Source organism: Methylobacterium sp. 174MFSha1.1, from assembly GCF_900116815.1.
Classification (GTDB): domain Bacteria; phylum Pseudomonadota; class Alphaproteobacteria; order Rhizobiales; family Beijerinckiaceae; genus Methylobacterium.
This window is the reverse complement of record NZ_FPCB01000018.1, coordinates 131,387-147,283: the sequence shown is the minus strand read 5'-3', so window position 1 is coordinate 147,283 and position 15,897 is coordinate 131,387. Positions and strand designations below refer to the sequence as shown.

16 protein-coding genes are annotated in these 15,897 nt (G+C 72.0%); 8 read left to right on the top strand and 8 right to left on the bottom strand.

Annotated elements, in window-relative coordinates; translation table 11 throughout:
* Nucleotides 1-58 precede the first annotated feature (58 nt).
* The 3 genes from gatC to BM430_RS17030 form a co-directional block, all read right to left on the bottom strand.
* The gene (gatC, locus tag BM430_RS17040; RefSeq protein WP_093568433.1) at nt 59-346 is read right to left on the bottom strand and encodes an Asp-tRNA(Asn)/Glu-tRNA(Gln) amidotransferase subunit GatC; all 288 of its coding nucleotides are present in this window, start codon (nt 344-346) and stop codon (nt 59-61) included.
* A gap of 112 nt (nt 347-458) precedes the next feature.
* Entirely contained in the window at nt 459-863 is a 405-nt protein-coding gene (locus tag BM430_RS17035; protein WP_093568432.1) for a hypothetical protein, read from the bottom strand.
* Between the two features lie 147 nt (nt 864-1,010).
* On the bottom strand, nt 1,011-1,712 hold the full coding sequence (locus tag BM430_RS17030) for a metal-dependent hydrolase (RefSeq protein ID WP_093568431.1): 702 nt from the start codon (nt 1,710-1,712) through the stop codon (nt 1,011-1,013).
* A 110-nt stretch (nt 1,713-1,822) separates the two neighbouring features.
* Here BM430_RS17030 and ruvX point away from each other — a divergent pair, with 110 nt between their 5' ends.
* Nucleotides 1,823-2,314 (top strand): Holliday junction resolvase RuvX, encoded by a 492-nt coding sequence (gene ruvX / locus BM430_RS17025; RefSeq protein ID WP_093568430.1) that lies wholly within the window; start codon nt 1,823-1,825, stop codon nt 2,312-2,314.
* 212 nt (nt 2,315-2,526) lie between these two features.
* On the opposite strand, the gene topA is transcribed toward ruvX, so the two are convergent.
* Entirely contained in the window at nt 2,527-5,301 is a 2,775-nt protein-coding gene (topA, locus tag BM430_RS17020; RefSeq protein ID WP_093568429.1) for a type I DNA topoisomerase, read from the bottom strand.
* Between the two features lie 202 nt (nt 5,302-5,503).
* Here topA and BM430_RS17015 point away from each other — a divergent pair, with 202 nt between their 5' ends.
* From BM430_RS17015 to dprA, 6 genes are read left to right on the top strand one after another with little or no spacing between them, the layout of a single operon-like run.
* The gene (locus BM430_RS17015) at nt 5,504-6,451 is read left to right on the top strand and encodes an aspartate carbamoyltransferase catalytic subunit (RefSeq protein WP_093568428.1); all 948 of its coding nucleotides are present in this window, start codon (nt 5,504-5,506) and stop codon (nt 6,449-6,451) included.
* A gap of 18 nt (nt 6,452-6,469) precedes the next feature.
* A complete protein-coding gene (locus BM430_RS17010) occupies nt 6,470-6,688 on the top strand; it encodes a type II toxin-antitoxin system HicA family toxin (RefSeq protein WP_093568427.1) in 219 nt (72 codons plus the stop codon).
* Nucleotides 6,685-7,071, top strand: coding sequence for a type II toxin-antitoxin system HicB family antitoxin (locus tag BM430_RS17005; protein ID WP_093568426.1), 387 nt, complete (start codon nt 6,685-6,687; stop codon nt 7,069-7,071). Before BM430_RS17010 ends, BM430_RS17005 begins: the two co-directional genes overlap by 4 nt.
* Before the next feature lie 47 nt (nt 7,072-7,118).
* Entirely contained in the window at nt 7,119-8,420 is a 1,302-nt protein-coding gene (locus BM430_RS17000; protein WP_093568425.1) for a dihydroorotase, read from the top strand.
* The gene (gene plsY, locus BM430_RS16995; RefSeq protein ID WP_093568424.1) at nt 8,420-9,019 is read left to right on the top strand and encodes a glycerol-3-phosphate 1-O-acyltransferase PlsY; all 600 of its coding nucleotides are present in this window, start codon (nt 8,420-8,422) and stop codon (nt 9,017-9,019) included. Before BM430_RS17000 ends, plsY begins: the two co-directional genes overlap by 1 nt.
* Nucleotides 9,020-9,056: 37 nt before the next feature.
* Nucleotides 9,057-10,247: a DNA-processing protein DprA gene (gene dprA, locus BM430_RS16990; RefSeq protein WP_093568423.1), complete on the top strand. Its 1,191-nt coding sequence runs from the start codon at nt 9,057-9,059 to the stop codon at nt 10,245-10,247.
* A gap of 267 nt (nt 10,248-10,514) precedes the next feature.
* On the opposite strand, the gene BM430_RS16985 is transcribed toward dprA, so the two are convergent.
* Both BM430_RS16985 and BM430_RS16980 read right to left on the bottom strand, forming a co-directional pair.
* The gene (locus BM430_RS16985) at nt 10,515-11,270 is read right to left on the bottom strand and encodes a tRNA1(Val) (adenine(37)-N6)-methyltransferase (protein WP_093568422.1); all 756 of its coding nucleotides are present in this window, start codon (nt 11,268-11,270) and stop codon (nt 10,515-10,517) included.
* Nucleotides 11,267-11,491, bottom strand: coding sequence for a putative signal transducing protein (locus BM430_RS16980; protein WP_093568463.1), 225 nt, complete (start codon nt 11,489-11,491; stop codon nt 11,267-11,269). The genes BM430_RS16985 and BM430_RS16980 overlap by 4 nt, the downstream gene beginning before the upstream one ends.
* Nucleotides 11,492-11,697: 206 nt before the next feature.
* Between BM430_RS16980 and BM430_RS16975 the strand changes: the two genes are divergently transcribed.
* Nucleotides 11,698-12,738, top strand: a complete 1,041-nt coding sequence (locus BM430_RS16975) for a polyprenyl synthetase family protein (RefSeq protein WP_093568421.1) — start codon at nt 11,698-11,700, stop codon at nt 12,736-12,738.
* Between the two features lie 185 nt (nt 12,739-12,923).
* On the opposite strand, the gene BM430_RS16970 is transcribed toward BM430_RS16975, so the two are convergent.
* The gene (locus BM430_RS16970) at nt 12,924-13,811 is read right to left on the bottom strand and encodes a 4-(cytidine 5'-diphospho)-2-C-methyl-D-erythritol kinase (RefSeq protein ID WP_093568420.1); all 888 of its coding nucleotides are present in this window, start codon (nt 13,809-13,811) and stop codon (nt 12,924-12,926) included.
* A 104-nt stretch (nt 13,812-13,915) separates the two neighbouring features.
* Nucleotides 13,916-15,781 (bottom strand): tetratricopeptide repeat protein, encoded by a 1,866-nt coding sequence (locus tag BM430_RS16965; protein ID WP_177303083.1) that lies wholly within the window; start codon nt 15,779-15,781, stop codon nt 13,916-13,918.
* Nucleotides 15,782-15,897 lie beyond the last annotated feature (116 nt).

Sequence of the window (15,897 nt, the reverse complement as noted above, 5' to 3'; positions counted from 1 at the left end):
TCGGCCGCCATGGGTGCGCTGAAAAGGGTCTGCAGGTCGAGGTTGCTCGGAGCCGAGCCTACTCGACGACCTTCGGCACCACGAAATAGTTGTCCTCGGTCAGAGGCGCGTTGAACACGATCTCGCGGGCATGCCCGCCGTCGGTGATCACGTCCTCGCGGCTCTTCATCGCCATCGGGGTCACCGAGGTCATCGGCTCGACGCCCGAGACGTCGACCGCGTCGAGCTGCTCGACGAAGGACAGGATGGCGTTGAGCTCGTCCTGGAGCGGCGCCACCTCGTCGTCGGTGACTGCGATCCGCGCCAGGTGCGCGATGCGCCGGACCGTCTTGGCGTCGACCGACATGGGCACTCCGTTCGGACAAGCGGGAGACCGGGCGCGACACGGCCCGGCGGCCGGGTCACGGCCGCCGGGCGCTATAGCACCGGCTTTCGCGCTGCCGCAACGGGCGGAGCGGTCAGGCCGCCGGCATCCGCAGGGGCAAAGCCGTGATGGCGTTGGTACGGACGTTCGGCACCTCGATCAGCACGGCCCGCGGCTTGAACGTCCGGTGCGCCTCAGAACCGCCGAGGTAGAGCACCGCGGCGGCGGTCACCAGCATCAGCTTGTGCTTGCGCTCCATCCGCCGGCGCGCCGGCACGGGAGCGGGGGCCGCGTCCGGGCGGCAAGCGGCGTGGGGCATCCCGCGGCCGATGGCGAGGATCGCGTCCGCCGGCACGCGTCGGCGGGGCGCGGCATCCGCCGGGGCGCTCCCGGCGCGGTCGAGGGCCGTCGTGCCCGGGATCTGCGGCGCCGGATCGCCGGTGGGACTCTGCTCCTGCCGGCCGGGAGCGAGCGCGAAGGAAAGGATGTCGGCAGCCACGGGCGACCTCGGTAAAGGGAGATGGCAGGTTAACGCCTGGTTAATCCCACCGGCCCCACCCCGCCATGTCAACCTTTCGTTAACCTTAATGCCGCCGGGCGCGCCGCGCCGCGACGGCCGCCCCGGGGGAGGGCGGCCGCCCTCGTTCTACTGCACCGTGACGGCGGTGCCCTTGTGCGGCACGATCACCTGCACGCCGCTGCCGTCCATGGCGGCGACGAAGCGGTCGGCGCTCGGATCGACGATCGGGAAGGAGCCGTAGTGGCAGGGGATCACGGCCTTGGGCTTGAAGAAGCGCGTGACGGCGAGCGCCGCGGTCTCCGCCCCCATGGTGAAGCGGTCGCCGACCGGCACCATCAGCACGTCGGGGCGGTAGATCTCCTGGATCAGCGCCATGTCGCCGAAGATGTCGGTGTCGCCCATGTGGTAGATCGTCGGCTCGCCTTCGGCGCGCACGATCACGCCGTTCGGCAGCCCGAGCGGCACCGTCACCCCGGCCTCGCTCATGCCGGCCGAGTGGTCGGCCCGCACCAGGCTTACCCGGAACCCCCCGACATCGACGGTGCCGCCGGTGTTCATCGGCTCGAACTGTGTCACGCCCTTCGAGGACAGCCACATGCACAGGTCGTAGTTGGTGACGACCTTGGCGCCGGTCTCGGCGGCGATCTCGACCGTGTCGCCGACATGGTCGCCGTGGCCGTGGGTGATCAGGATGTGGGTCGCGCCCGCGGTCGCCGCCTTGCGGTCGCCCTCGAAGGCCGGGTTGCCGCTGAAGAACGGATCGATCAACACGTGAGCGGAGCCGAAATCGAGGCGGAAGGTGGAATGGCCGAACCAGGTGATGCGCATCGGATGATCTCCGGGCGAGAGATGTGTGAGAGCGAGACTCGGCGGCCTCCCGCCCGGACGCTGCGGCGGGGCGGGGCCGGCACCGCTTACCTAACGCGCGGAGGCCGGCCGTGAACCGGGAGACGATCGAAGCCTTCGCGGCTGCGTCGCGCGGGGGCGCCCGCCTGCTCGGGCTCGACCTCGGCACCAAGACCATCGGCCTCGCCCTCTCGGACGTGCAGCGCCGGATCGCCTCGCCGCTGGAGACGATCAAGCGTGTCAAGTTCACGCCCGACGCGGCGGCGCTGACGGCCATCGCGACGAAGCACGGGGTCGGCGGGCTGGTGGTCGGGCTGCCCCTCAACATGGACGGCAGCGAGGGCCCGCGGGTGCAATCGACCCGGTCCTTCGTGCGCAACCTGAAGCCGATCCTGCCCCTGCCGGTCCTGTTCTGGGACGAGCGCCTGTCGACGGCGGCGGTCACCCGCACCTTGCTGGAGGCCGACGCCTCCCGGGCGCGCCGCGGCGAACTCGTCGACAAGCTGGCCGCCGCCTACATCCTGCAGGGCTGCCTGGACGTGCTGGACGGGCTGCGGGAGGAGGGGGATTTCGAGGAAGAATAGGGCGCGACAGTAAGGAGCGTGAACCCTCCCCCCTCTGCGGGGGAGGGTGCCCCACGAAGTGGGGCGGGAGAGGGGACGCCGCTTCCGGAAAGGTCGCGCGCTCCATGACGGGCGCCACCTGGATCAGCGTCGCGCTACCCCTCTCCCGGCTCACTGCGTTCGCCACCCTCCCCCGCAGAGGGGGGAGGGTTCACGCGCTCTGCCGTCGCGGCCTACTCGCCGGCCGCGCTCTTCGCCGCCGGCTTCTTCGCCGGAGCCTTCTTGGCCGCAGGCTTGGCGGCGGCACTCTTGGCCGGGGTCTTGCGCGCCGCGGGTTTCGGCTTCGCCTCGGCGGCCTCGTCGCCAGAGACCTCCGCCTCGCCCTTGGCCGCGGCCTTCGTCTTGCCGGCAGCGGTCTTGCCGGCCGCCGCCTTGGCCGGCGCCTTGCGCGCCGTCTTCTTCTTCGTCCCGCCCCCGGCCTCGCGCCGGGCCGCGATCAGCCGCAGGGCCTCGTCGAGCGTCACCGCCTCGGCGTCGGCCCCCTTCGGCAGGGTGGCGTTGATCTCGCCGTCGGTGACGTAGGCGCCGTAGCGGCCGGCCTTGACGGTGATCGCCTTGCCGCTGTCCGGCGCCGTGCCGATCAGCCGCCCGGGATCCTGAACTGGTCGCCCGCCGCCCTGCTCCTTCTGGACGATCAGGTCGATGGCGCGGTTGGCGCCGACCTCCAGCACGTCGTCGTCCTTGCCGAGATTGGCGTAGGTCTTGCCGTGCTGCACGTAGGGACCGTAGCGGCCGATATTGGCCAGGATCGGCTCGCCGGTCTCCGGGTGGCGCGCCACCTCGCGCGGCAGCGAGAGGAGCTTCAAGGCCTTCTCGAGATCGACCGCCGAGGGCGACAGGCCCTTGGGCAGGGAGGAGCGCTTCGGCTTCTCCGCCCCCTTCTCGGGCGAGGCCTCGCCGAGCTGCAGGAACGGGCCGAAGCGGCCGTCGCGCAACGTCACCGGCAGGCCGGTCTCGGGATCGTCGCCGAGCACCCGCACGCCGGGCTGTCCGCCCTCACCGGCTCCCTCGCCGTCACCGTCGAGGCCCGTCGCGTTGAGCTGGCGGGTGTACTTGCACTCGGGGTAATTCGAGCAGCCGACGAAGGCGCCGAACTTGCCGAGCTTGAGCGAGAGCTGGCCGCTGGCGCAGTTCGGGCAGGCGCGCGGGTTCGCGCCGTCGGCCTTGGCCGGGAAGATGTGCTCGGCGAGCAGCCCGTTCAGCGCCTCCAGCACCTCCGTCGTGCGCAGCTCCTTGGTCCCGGCGATCGCCGCGGAGAAGTCGCGCCAGAAGTCGCGCAACACCGCGCGCCAGTCGATCTCGGCGTTCGAGACCCGGTCGAGCTGCGTCTCGAGGTCGGCGGTGAAGTCGTACTCGACGTAGCGGCGAAAGAAGCTTTCGAGGAAGCCGGTGACGATCCGGCCCTTGTCCTCCGGCACCAGGCGCTTCTTGTCGATCTTGACGTATTCGCGGTCGCGCAGGACCTGGAGCACGGCGGCGTAGGTCGAGGGCCGGCCGATGCCGAGCTCCTCCATCCGCTTGACCAGGCTCGCCTCGGAGTAGCGCGGCGGCGGCTCGGTGAAGTGCTGGGTCGCGGCGATGCGCTCGCGGGTGAGCGCGTCGTCCTTGCGCATCGGCGGCAGGCGGCGCGATTCCTCGTCCTCCTCGTCGTCCTTGCCCTCCTGGTAGAGGGTGAGGAAGCCGTCGAACTTCACCACCTGGCCGGTGGCGCGCAGCTCGATGCGGCGCGGCCCGACCTGGGCCACGATCTCGACCGTGGTGCGTTCCAATTCGGCCGATTCCATCTGGCTCGCCACCGTGCGGGTCCAGATCAGCTCGTAGAGCCTGGCCTGCTCCGGATCGAGGAAGCGGGCGACCTCTTTCGGCAGCCGGCTGAGATCGGTCGGGCGCACCGCCTCGTGGGCTTCCTGCGCGTTCTTGGCCTTGACGCTGTACTTGCGCGGCGCCCCCGGCACGTAGGCGTCGCCGTACTCGGCGCCGATCACCTCACGGGCTTGGGTCACCGCCTCCGGCGCCATGTCGACGCCGTCGGTCCGCATGTAGGTGATCAGGCCGACGGTCTCGCCGCCGATCTCGACGCCCTCGTAGAGGCGCTGCGCCACCCGCATCGTCTGGGCCGGGGCGAGGCCGAGCTTGCGCGAGGCCTCCTGCTGCAGGGTCGAGGTGGTGAAGGGCGGCTGGGGATGGCGCTTGGCGGGCTTGGCCTCGACCGAGGCGACCGTGAAGGTCGCGAGTTCCAGGTCGCGCCGGAAGGCCTCCGCCTCCTCCGCCGTGCCGACGTCGAGGCGCTGGATCCGCTTGCCGTCGGCGCCGACGAGGCGGGCCTCGAACACTGCGCCGTTCGTGGTCTTCAGCGTCGCGACGATCGACCAGTATTCCCGCGGCTTGAAGGTCTCGATCTCGCGCTCGCGGTCGCAGACGAGGCGGAGCGCCACCGACTGCACGCGCCCCGCCGAGCGGGCCCCCGGCAGCTTGCGCCACAGGACCGGCGAGAGGTTGAAGCCGACGAGGTAGTCCAGGGCGCGCCGCGCCAGGTAGGCGTCGACGAGGGCCTGGTCGATCGCCCGCGGCTGGGCCATCGCGGTCGCGACCGCGTCCTTGGTGATGGCGTTGAAGGTGACGCGCTCGACGGCGACGTCCTTCAGCACCTTCTTGGCCTGGAGCGCCTCCAGCACGTGCCAGGAGATCGCCTCGCCCTCGCGGTCCGGGTCGGTCGCCAGGATCAGTTTGTCGGCGCCCTTGACCGCCTTCGCGATCTCGGCCACGCGTTTCGCTCCGCGATCCTCCAGCTCCCACAGCATATGGAAGTCCTGCTCGGGATCGACCGAGCCGTCTTTCGCCGGAAGATCCCGGATATGCCCGAACGAGGCCAGCACCTCGTAGTCGCTGCCGAGGTATTTATTGATCGTCTTGGCTTTGGCGGGCGACTCGACGACGACGACTTTCATGGACGGGCTGCCTCTTCGAAGAGCACACCGCGGCAGATCGGGCTTCAACTTGTGCGGGGCGGCCGGCGCGGAGTTTGGCGTGGCGAAGCGGACAAGTGGGTGATGACGCGGCGGTTGTCAAATACCCCCGATGATCCGGAGGCGTTCCGCAAAGGCCGTCCTTGCGGCCCGGGCCCGCGGCTCCTATAGCGCTCGTCTCAGGATGAGCACCCAGGCACCCCCCGGCTTCCCGCACCGCCACCTCCTCGGCATCGAGGGCCTCTCGCCCCTCGAGATCGCGGCGCTCCTCGACCGTGCCGACGAGGCCGTCGAGATCAGCCGCCAGGTCGAGAAGAAGCGCACGACCCTGCGCGGGCGCACCCAGATCAACCTGTTCTTCGAGCCCTCGACCCGGACGCAGTCCTCGTTCGAGCTGGCCGGCAAGCGCCTCGGCGCCGACGTGATGAACATGTCGGTCGCCTCCTCGTCGGTGAAGAAGGGCGAGACCCTGATCGACACCGCCGCGACCCTCAACGCGATGCGCCCCGACATCATCGTGGTGCGTCACCACCAGGCCGGCGCGGTGCACCTGCTGGCCCGCAAGGTCGATTGCTCGGTGGTCAATGCCGGCGACGGCGCCCACGAGCACCCGACCCAGGCGCTCCTCGACGCGCTGACCATCCGGCGCAACAAGGGCCGGGTCGAGGGGCTGACGGTCGCGATCTGCGGCGACGTCCTGCATTCGCGGGTGGCGCGCTCGAACATCATCCTGCTCATGGCGCTCGGCGCCCGGGTGCGGGTGATCGGCCCCTCGACCCTGCTGCCGCCGGGCCTTTCCCGCTTCGGCGTCGAGGTCTTCACCGACATGCGGGCGGGGCTGAAGGACGCCGACATCGTGATGATGCTGCGGCTCCAGCGCGAGCGGATGAACGGCTCCTTCGTGCCCTCGGTGAAGGAGTATTTCCGCTATTTCGGCCTCGACGGCGACAAGCTGCGCCACGCCAAGCCCGACGCGCTGGTGATGCATCCCGGCCCGATGAATCGCGGCGTCGAGATCTCGTCGGAGGTTGCCGACGGGGCGCAGTCGCTGATCCGGGAGCAGGTCGAGATGGGGGTCGCGGTGCGGATGGCGGTGCTGGAAGCGCTGGCCATGCACCTGCCGAACGCGTGACGGCGCCCGGCGCTTGACATGCCGCCGCGGGCCTTCGACCTTGACATCCAGGCGATCCGGCGGCGGCTCGAGCGCGAGGGGTGGCAGATCCGGCCCTCCAAGGGCCCGCATGAGATCTACATGATGCCGGGACGCCCGCACGTCGCGGTGCCCCGGGGCCGCGGGAGCCTTCCGCCCGGGACCGCCCGGTCGATCGCGCGCAATGCCGGGTGGCTGGACGGGAGCGAGGAGCCGTGACGGCGTATATCGGCATACTGGAGAAGGAACCCGGCACCCTGTGGGGGCTCTGGTTCCCCGACCTGCCGGGCTGCATCGCCGCCGGCGCTTCGGCCGACGACACCCTGGCGCAAGGGGCCGAGGCGCTGGCGCAGTGGGCGGCCCTGGCGCGGGAGGACGGCACCGTCCTGCCGGCGCCCCGCTCCGTCGAGGCCCTGCGCTCCGACCCCGACGTCGCTGCCGCCCTCGCCTCGGGCCATGTCGCGGTCGCCGTGCGGCCGCCCGCCGACGAGCTCGGCCTCGACGACGCCCAGCTCCAGGCCGTCGACCGGGCCGCCGAGCGCCGCGGCCTCACCCGCAGCGGTCTCGTCCGCGCCCTGGTGCTCGACGGGATCGCCGGCTGACGTCCCCGCCCGCGGCTCCCCTCCCATCTTTCTCGCTCCGTAGGCCGATGTCCTCCTCCTGCCTCCTCCTCACCAACGCCCACCTGATCGACCCCGCCACCGGTCGCGAGGGCCCGGGCGCGGTGCTCGTCCGCGACGACCGCATCGCCGACGTGCACTGGGGCAAACCCGCCTCCGTGCCCGAGGGCGCCGAGGTGATCGAGTGCGGGGGCCAGGTGCTCACCGCCGGCCTCGTCGATCTGCGCGCCTTCGTCGGCGAGCCGGGGGCCGAGCACCGCGAGACCCTGGCGAGCGCCAGCGCGGCGGCCGCCGCCGGCGGCGTCACCACGCTCGTGTGCATGCCCGACACCAACCCGCCGATCGACGATCCGGCCATCGTCGACTTCGTGCTGCGCCGGGCGCGGGACACCGCCAGCACCCACGTGCTGCCGGCCGCCGCCATCACCAAGGGGCTGGCCGGCCAGGTGATGACCGAGTTCGGCCTGCTCACCGAGGCCGGCGCCGTCGCCTTCACCGACGGGCTCAAGGCCGTCACCAACGCCCAGGTGATGCGCCGCGCGCTCACCTATGCCCGCGACTTCGGCGTGCTCCTCATGCAGCACGTCGAGGAGCCGACGCTGGTCGGGGACGGGGTGATGAACGAGGGCGAGATGGCCTCGCGGCTGGGACTCCACGGAATCCCGCGGGAGGCCGAGACGATTCTTCTGGAGCGCGACATCCGCCTCGTGCGCCTCACCGGCGGGCGCTACCACGCGGCGATGATCTCCTGCGCCGATTCGGTCGAGATCGTGCGGCGGGCGAAGGAGGCCGGCCTGCCAGTGACCTGCGGCGTCTCGGTCAACAATCTGGTGCTGAACGAGAACGACATCGGCCACTACCGCACCTTCTGCAAGCTCTCGCCGCCCTTGCGCACGGAGGCCGACCGCCAGGCGGTGGTGGCGGCGCTCAACGAGGGGGTGATCGACGTGATCGTCTCCGACCACAACCCGCAGGACGTCGAGACCAAGCGCCTGCCCTTCGCCGAGGCCGCCGACGGGGCCCTCGGGATCGAGACGCTGCTCGCCGCCGCGCTCCGCCTGGTCCATGCCGGCGACATCGCCCTGCCGCGGCTGCTCGCGGCGCTCTCGGCGGCGCCGTCGCGGGTCCTCGGCCGCGAGACCGGGCACCTCAGGCCCGGCGCCCCGGCCGACCTCGTGCTGATCGATCCCGACGCCCCCTACGTGCTCGACAAGCGGCAGCTCAAGTCGCGCTCGAAGAACTCGCCCTTCGACGAGGCCCGGCTCCAGGGGCAGGCCGCCCTCACCATGGTCGCCGGCCGCATCGTCCACCGCATCGAGGAGTCGCGCTGATGGCGCCGGACTGGACGCAGATCGCCCTCTGGCTCGCCGTCGGCTACCTGTTCGGGGCGATCCCCTTCGGGCTGATCCTGACCCGCTTCGCCGGCCTCGGCGACGTGCGGGCGATCGGGTCGGGCAATATCGGCGCGACCAACGTGCTGCGCACCGGGCGCAAGGGCCTCGCCGCCGCGACGTTGCTCGGCGATGCACTCAAGGGCACGGTCGCGGTGCTGATCGCCTCAAGGGCCGGCGGGCCGGAGGCGGCGCTCGCTGCCGGCCTCGGCGCATTCCTCGGCCACCTCTTCCCGGTCTGGCTCGGCTTCAAGGGCGGCAAGGGGGTCGCCACCTTCATCGGCGTGCTGCTCGGGCTGTTCCCCCTCGGGGTCCTGGTCTTCGCCGTGGTCTGGCTCGGCCTCGCGGCCTTGCTGCGCTACTCCTCGGCCTCGGCGCTCGCCGCCTCGGCCGCGACCCCCGCCGCCCTGTGGGCGTTCGGGCAGGGGCGCCTCGCCGTGCTGTTCTGCGTCCTCGCCCTGCTGCTATGGTGGAAGCACGCGCCCAATATCCGCCGCCTCGCCGCGGGGACCGAGGGGCGCATCGGGCAGAAGGGCTGAAGGTCTCACACCGACCCTCACCCAGAGGGAGAGGGTCGTGACCTTAAGCGACGCGCAGCGCCTCGACTGGCTCCGGCTGATCCGCTCGGAGGGCGTCGGCCCGCGCACCTTCCGGGGATTGGTGAACAAGTTCGGCGGCGCCGGCCCGGCGCTGAAGGCCCTGCCGGGCCTCGCCAGGGCCCGGGGCAAGCCGATCCGGGTGACCACCAAGGCCGAGGCCGAGCGCGAGATCGCGGCGGCCGCCCGCCTCGGCGCCCGGTTCGTAGCGATGGGCGAGCCCGATTACCCGCTGCCGCTCCAGGCCACCGCCGACGCGCCGCCGCTGATTGCCTTACGCGGCGATCCCACTTGCCTGAGGCGGCCGGCGGTCGCCATCGTCGGCTCGCGCAACGCGTCGGCCGCCGGCCTCACCTTCACCGAGCGGCTGTCGCACGCGCTCGGCGCCGAGGGGCTGGTGATCGTCTCAGGGCTCGCCCGCGGCGTCGATGCCCGCGCGCACAAGGCGGCGCTCGCGACCGGCACCGTCGCGGTGCTCGCCGGCGGACACGACAGGATCTACCCGTCCGAGCACGAGGAGCTGGTCGCGCGCATCCTCGACAACGGCGGCGCGGTCGTCGCCGAGATGCCGATGGGCTGGGAGCCCCGCGGCCGCGACTTCCCGCGCCGCAACCGCATCATCTCCGGCCTCGCCCTCGGCACGGTGGTGGTCGAGGCGGCGCGCCGCTCCGGCTCGCTCATCACCGCCCGCTTCGCCCTGGAGCAGGGCCGCGAGGTCTTCGCCGTGCCGGGTTCGCCCCTCGATCCCCGCGCCGAGGGCACCAACGACCTCATCCGCGACGGCGCCACGCTCTGCGCCGCCCCCGAGCACGTGATGGCGGTGCTGGCGCCGCTGATCGGGGGCCCGGCGCCCGATGCCGGGGCCGAGGACGCGGCGGACCGGCCGGAGCCCGCGCTCTACTGGGACGAGATCGACTTCTCCGCCGAGGAGCCCGTCACCGCCATGGCGGCCGAGCCGGCGCAAAGCCCCCTCGACGAGGCACCCGCGCAGGCAACGCTGCGGGACGACCGGGCCATCCTGCTCGAACTCCTCGGGCCGTCGCCGGTGCCGGTCGATGCGCTCGCGCGGCAGGCCGGATTGCCGTCGCGGGTGGTCCAGGGCTTGTTGATGGAACTGGAACTCGACGGGAAGATCTGGCGGCATCCGGGTGGGGCGGTGTCGCTGCGGTGATGCGCGCTCGGTAGAGACGGACAGGCAGCGGAATCTAGACCATCGCCCGTCAACCTGCTCGACGAGTCTCTCACCCGCAGGGTCATTCCGGGGCCGCGCAGCGGAGCCCGGAATCCAGACACTCAGTTGATGCAGAACGGAGCTGTGGCCGTTCCGCTTCGTCCTGAAAGCCCCGCAGCTCTGGATTCCGGGCTCCGCTGCGCGGCCCCGGAATGACCCTGTGGATATGAAATCCGTGGGTGCTCGAGCGGCCGATTCCGCTCGATTTTACAGCACCTCACCCCGGTGCATCGCCTCCACCTGCTCCGTGAACCGCCCGTCCGGCCCGTGCAGCACGAGCGCCGGCATCAGGACGAACGGCGCCCGGCTGCCGCGCACGCCCGCCACCAGCACCCGGATCGCCGGAGCCTCCGCCCGCGGCTGGACCGGGGTGACCTGGAGCGCGCCGAACCGGCCCGCCAGGGCGCCGAGGCAGGCGGGGAGGGCGTCGGCCCGGTGGATCAGCACCAGCCGGCCGCCCGGGCGCAGCAGGTCGGCGCAGGTCCGCAGCCAGGCCGCGAGCCCGCCGGGCTCGGGGAAGCCGTGCGCCGCGGCCCGGAGCGCCACCGGCGAGGCGCGGTGCCGGCCGGGCTCGAAGAAGGGCGGGTTGGTGACGAGCCGATCGACCGAGTCGGGGAGTAGGCCGGCGGCGCGGCGCTCGCGGCCCGGCGCCGTCACGTCGGCCTCGATCACCCGGACGCGGGCGGCGAGCCCGTTCTCCTCCGCGTTGAGGCGCGCCAGCGCCGCGGCCTCCGGGTCGCGCTCGACCAGCATCACCCGCGTCTCCGGGCAGGCGCGGGCGACCGCGAGCCCGACCGCGCCGGTGCCCGCGCCCAGGTCGCACACAGTCTCGCCGGCTTGCGCGCCGGCGCAGGCGGCGAGCAGCACCGCGTCCGTCCCGGCCCGGTGGGCACCCCGCGGCGGCTGGCGTAGGGAGAGCCGTCCGCCGAGCCAGGACTCGGCGGGGGGAGGGGCTGCGCTCACGGGTGGCGCAGTTCGTGCGCGAGGCCCGCATCGGTGAGGATGCGCCGGGCCTGCCGCGCATGGTCCTCGGGCACCAGGAGCCGGCGCGGGAAGGCGCCGATCATCCCCTCCATCACGCTGATGTGGTTGTCGGCCACCAGCACCGGGATCTCGGCGCCGGCGAGGAGGGATTCCGCGAAGCCGATCAGGACGAGGTCGTTGGTGCGGATCAGCTCGATCATGGTGCGGCACAGGGTCCCTGTTCGGATCGCGGCGGCCATACCACACAAGCGCGCCGGTTGCGCCGCATCCCCAGGCCGCGGGGCCGGCAACCAGGCCTTGCGGCAGCTTGCGTGTTGCCGCCGGGGCCGCTCGCGTGCCAAAGGGGGCGGGAGTTGATCGAGATGCCCTGTCTTTTCGGGGCCGTCTCCGAGGAGATCGCGCGGGCGTGGGCGTCGTACTTCCCCTTCAGGACAGACCCTCCGATCCGGAGGCCAGCCTCGACGCCCTGGTGGGCCTCGTGGCGGGCGGGATGGAGCGCGTCAACGCGATGATCCTGTCGCGCACCGGCTCCGACGTGACGATGATCCCGGAGGTCGCCAACCACCTGATCTCCTCGGGCGGCAAGCGCCTGCGTCCGATCCTGACCCTCGCGACCGCGTCGCTGGCCGGCTACGACCGCGCGAAGGGCAAGGACGCCGACGGCGACGTCAAGCTCGCCGCCAGCGTCGAATTCATGCACACCGCGACGCTGCTCCACGACGACGTCGTCGACGAGAGCGACATGCGCCGCGGCAAGGTCGCGGCCCGGATCAAGTGGGGCAACGAGGCCAGCGTCCTCGTCGGCGACTTCCTCCTCGGCCAGGCCTTCAAGATGATGGTCGAGGTCGGCTCGCTGCGCGCCCTCGACATCCTCTCCTCCGCCGCCTCGGTGATCGCCGAGGGCGAGGTGATGCAGCTCACCGCCGCCCGCTCGACCGAGACCAGCGAGGACGAGTACCTGGCGGTGATCCGGGCGAAGACCGCCGAGCTGTTCGCCGCCGCCTGCGAGGTCGGCCCGGTCATCGCCGAGCGGCCTACGGCCGAGATCGCCGCCTGCCGCAGCTACGGCATGAATCTCGGCATCGCCTTCCAGCTCGTCGACGACGCCCTCGATTACGGCGGCACCAGCGCCGATCTCGGCAAGAACGTCGGCGACGACTTTCGCGAGGGCAAGATCACCCTGCCGGTGGTGCTGTCGTTCCGCCGCGGCAGCGACGAGGAGCGGGCTTTCTGGCGCCGCACCCTGGAGCGCCAGGAGATCGAGGAGCCCCGCGACCTCGACGCCGCGATCGCGATCATGCGCCGCCACTCCGCCCTCGAGGACACGATCGAGCGCGCCCGCCACTACGGCGACCGGGCGAAGGACGCGCTGGCGCTGTTTCCGGCCTCGCCGATGAAGCAGGCGCTCTTGGAAGCCGTGGATTTCTGCATCGCCCGGGCGCGCTGAGGCGCCTGCGTCGGACGTTCTTCGGTCGATCGCGTCTGACGATCAAACGCAGTGCATAAGTACCCTCTCCGTCATCCCGGGTTCCGCTGCGCGGCTCCGGGATGACATCGAGGGTATCAGGGCCGTCAGCAGGTCGAACACGCCCTCGGCCGATAGGAGGAGTCGCGGCCGACCTCCCCGCATGCTCAGCGCAGCAACGTCGCCCGTACCCACCAGCCTGCCTGCGCCGCCGCGATCGTCCGCGCCGCCCGCACCGCCTCGGAGCGGTGGCCGAACAGCCCGAACACCGTCGCGCCCGAGCCCGACATCCGGGCGAGCCGGCAGCCGGCCTGGTCGCGCAGGGCCGCCAGCGTGTCGCCGATCACCGGGGCGACCGTGAGGGCCGGGGCCTCGAGGTCGTTGCGGGCCGGCCCGATGCGGGCGAAGAACGCGTCGAGACCGTCCGCCCCGTCGATGTCCGGATGAGCTTCGGCGGCGAGGGGATGCGCCTCGCCGACCTTGAGCCCGAGGGCGCGAAAGACCGGCGCGGTCTCGACCGGGACGCCGGGATTGATCAGCACCGCCGGCACCGGGGCCAGCGCCAGGGCCGGGCCGACCGCCTCGCCGGCGCCGCGCATCATCCGGGCGCGGGGATCGAGGCAGACCGGCACGTCGGCACCGGTGCGGCGCGCCGCCGCCATCAGGGCCGGATGATCGGGCGAGAGGCCGTTGAGGCGGCCCAGCAGCCGCAGGGCCGCGGCGGCATCCGACGAACCGCCGCCGATCCCCGCCGCCACCGGCAGGCGCTTCACGAGATGGAACCGCCCGAGCGTCAGCCCCGGGATTTCGGCGGCGAGGTGGCGGGCCGCCCGCATCACCAGGTTATCGTCGGTCGGGCCGGCGGGCCCCGCGGTCGGGCCGCTGACGACGAGATCGAGCGCCGGCCCCGGCTCCAGGGTCAGGAGGTCGCCGGCATTGGACCCCGCGAACACCACCAGGCTCTCCAGCGCGTGGTAGCCGTCGCCGGGGCGCCGGCCGAGGACGTGCAGGGTCAGGTTGATCTTGGCGGGCGCGCGGGTCGTGAGGGGGAGCACGGCGACGTCTCTCGAACGGGCAAGGTCATTGAACGGCGAAGGGGCGCGGCGCCTGTCCGGCGCCGCGCCCGCGATGTCGTCTCGATGATGGACGGGAGGGGCGGTCAGCCCCCGCTCTTCGTCTCGGTGCCCATCGCCGGCGGCTCCGTCGGGGCCGGGGCGCCCTTCGGCATCTCGGGCTGGGGCGCGGGGGCGGGCTGGCTCTCGGCGGTGGCGGCGGGCTTCTCCAGCTCCGGCAGCCCGTCCTTGAGCTTGGCCTCGATCTTCGCCAGGTCCTCAGGCTCGGGGTTCAGGTCCTTGGCGTGCTGCCACTGGAACTTGCCCTCGAGGCGCCGGCCGCTGCGCCAGTAGGCGTCGCCGAGATGGTCGTTGATCGTCGGATCGCCCGGCTTCAGTTCGATCGCCTTCTCGAGCTCGCGCACCGCGTCGTCCCAGCGGCCGAGGCGATAATAGGCCCAGCCGAGGCTGTCGATGATCATGCCGTCGCGCGGCTGGAGGTCGACCGCCTGCTTGAGCATGCGGAACGCCTCGTCGATGTTCATGTTCTGGTCGACCCAGGAATAGGCGAGGTAGTTCAGCACCTGGGCGCGGCCGTTCGGCTGCGTCGCCGGCACGAGGTCGAGCGCCTTCTTCAGGTCGGCCTCGGCCTTCGGCCACTCCTTGGCGCGCTCGTAGGACGTGCCGCGGAAGTAGAACAGGGTCCAGTAGTTGCGCGCCGGCTGCTCGCCGATCAGGTCGATCGCCTTGGTGTAGGTCTGGGCCGACTCAGCGTACTTCTTGCGCGAGCGCTGGACGTTGCCGAGCGCCGAGATCACGTCGATATCGTTGGGATAGGTCTTGGCGACCTGGTCGAGATGGGCGATCGCTTCCTCGCCCTTGCCCATCTGCTCGAGGTTGAGGCCGATCTGGATGTCGGCGTTGAGCTTGAGCGGCGAGGAGGCCGGCATGCGGGCGAAGACTTCGTTCGCCCGGTCGGGCGCCTTCATCCGCTCCAGCGTGTCGGCGAGGGTCAGCAGCGCCAGCGAGTGCTCGGGCGCGAGGTAGAGCGCGAGCCGCAGGTAGACGACAGCCGGCAGTTCGTCGCCCTGCGAGGTCCCGGCCGAGCCGAGGCCGTAGAGCACCTCGGCCGCGCCTTCCTGGGCCGAGCCGATGAGCGGCGTCAGCGGCTTGCCGGCCTTCAGCTTGTCGAGGGCGTCGCGCACGATCGGGTGGCGCGGCAGGACGTTGTCGAATTCCTGGTAGGCCGCCACCGCGAGGTCGGGCCGGCCGGATTCGGCCTCGAAGCGGCCGTAGGCGTCGACGATGCGCAGGGTGTTGCGGTCGGCATCGTAGGCCGACTTCAGCCGGCGCTCGGCCTCGACCTTGTCGCCGACGAGCGCCGCGATCAGACCGGCGTGGTAATCGCGAAAGACGTTGTAGTAGCGCTCGCCCTTGAGCTTGTTGATGGTCTCGAGCGCCTTCTTGCCCTCGCCCGCTCCGGCATAGGACCATGCGGTCAGAAGCGTCGAGGTCAGGTCGGCCGCCGCGCCCTTGCCGCCGCGCTGCAGGTTCTGGCGCGCCGCGGCGAATTGCTTGGCCTTGATCTTCTGCACGCCGAGCGCGAGCTGGGCGAGGCCGTTGGCCCCGTCACGCGCCGTCAGGCGCTCGGCGGCGCGAAACGCCTCCGGCAGCGAGCCGTCGGCGAGGAGCGCCACGAAGGAGCGTTCGAGCAGCTCGGCATTGCGGGGGTCGCCCTTCACCGCCTCGCGGTAGAAGGTGGCGGCGGCGGCCGTGTCGCGCGAGGCGCCGGCGATGTAGGCGGCGAGGAAGTTGCCTTCCAGCGAATCCGCCGGCTCGTAGGCCTGCGGGGCCGCGATCTCCCGCGCCGGCAGCCGGGCCGCGAGGGCCGGCGCCGTCGAGGCGGCGAGAAGCAGGGCCAGCGCGGCGCGCGCAACTCCGCGACGGGGGGCGGGGATTCGGGTCTTGAGCACCAAACTCGTGGCTCCGTGATCGTGCCGGCCGCGGCGCCGGCACGCGAAATCGGCGCGACATTGGACCCTGCGCGGGGCAGCGGCAAGACCAAACGGCGGCGGCGATGTGTCGGGGG

Excerpts from the sequence above, each read along its gene's own strand:
- plsY (WP_093568424.1), top strand. The coding sequence starts at position 8,420 with ATGGCGCCGGACTGGACGCAGATCGCCCTCTGGCTCGCCGTCGGCTAC.
- BM430_RS17015 (WP_093568428.1), top strand. The coding sequence starts at position 5,504 with ATGAGCACCCAGGCACCCCCCGGCTTCCCGCACCGCCACCTCCTCGGC.
- BM430_RS17030 (WP_093568431.1), bottom strand. The coding sequence starts at position 1,712 with ATGCGCATCACCTGGTTCGGCCATTCCACCTTCCGCCTCGATTTCGGC.
- BM430_RS16980 (WP_093568463.1), bottom strand. The coding sequence starts at position 11,491 with ATGATCGAGCTGATCCGCACCAACGACCTCGTCCTGATCGGCTTCGCG.
- BM430_RS17000 (WP_093568425.1), top strand. The coding sequence starts at position 7,119 with ATGTCCTCCTCCTGCCTCCTCCTCACCAACGCCCACCTGATCGACCCC.
- topA (WP_093568429.1), bottom strand. The coding sequence starts at position 5,301 with ATGAAAGTCGTCGTCGTCGAGTCGCCCGCCAAAGCCAAGACGATCAAT.
- gatC (WP_093568433.1), bottom strand. The coding sequence starts at position 346 with ATGTCGGTCGACGCCAAGACGGTCCGGCGCATCGCGCACCTGGCGCGG.
- BM430_RS17010 (WP_093568427.1), top strand. The coding sequence starts at position 6,470 with ATGCCGCCGCGGGCCTTCGACCTTGACATCCAGGCGATCCGGCGGCGG.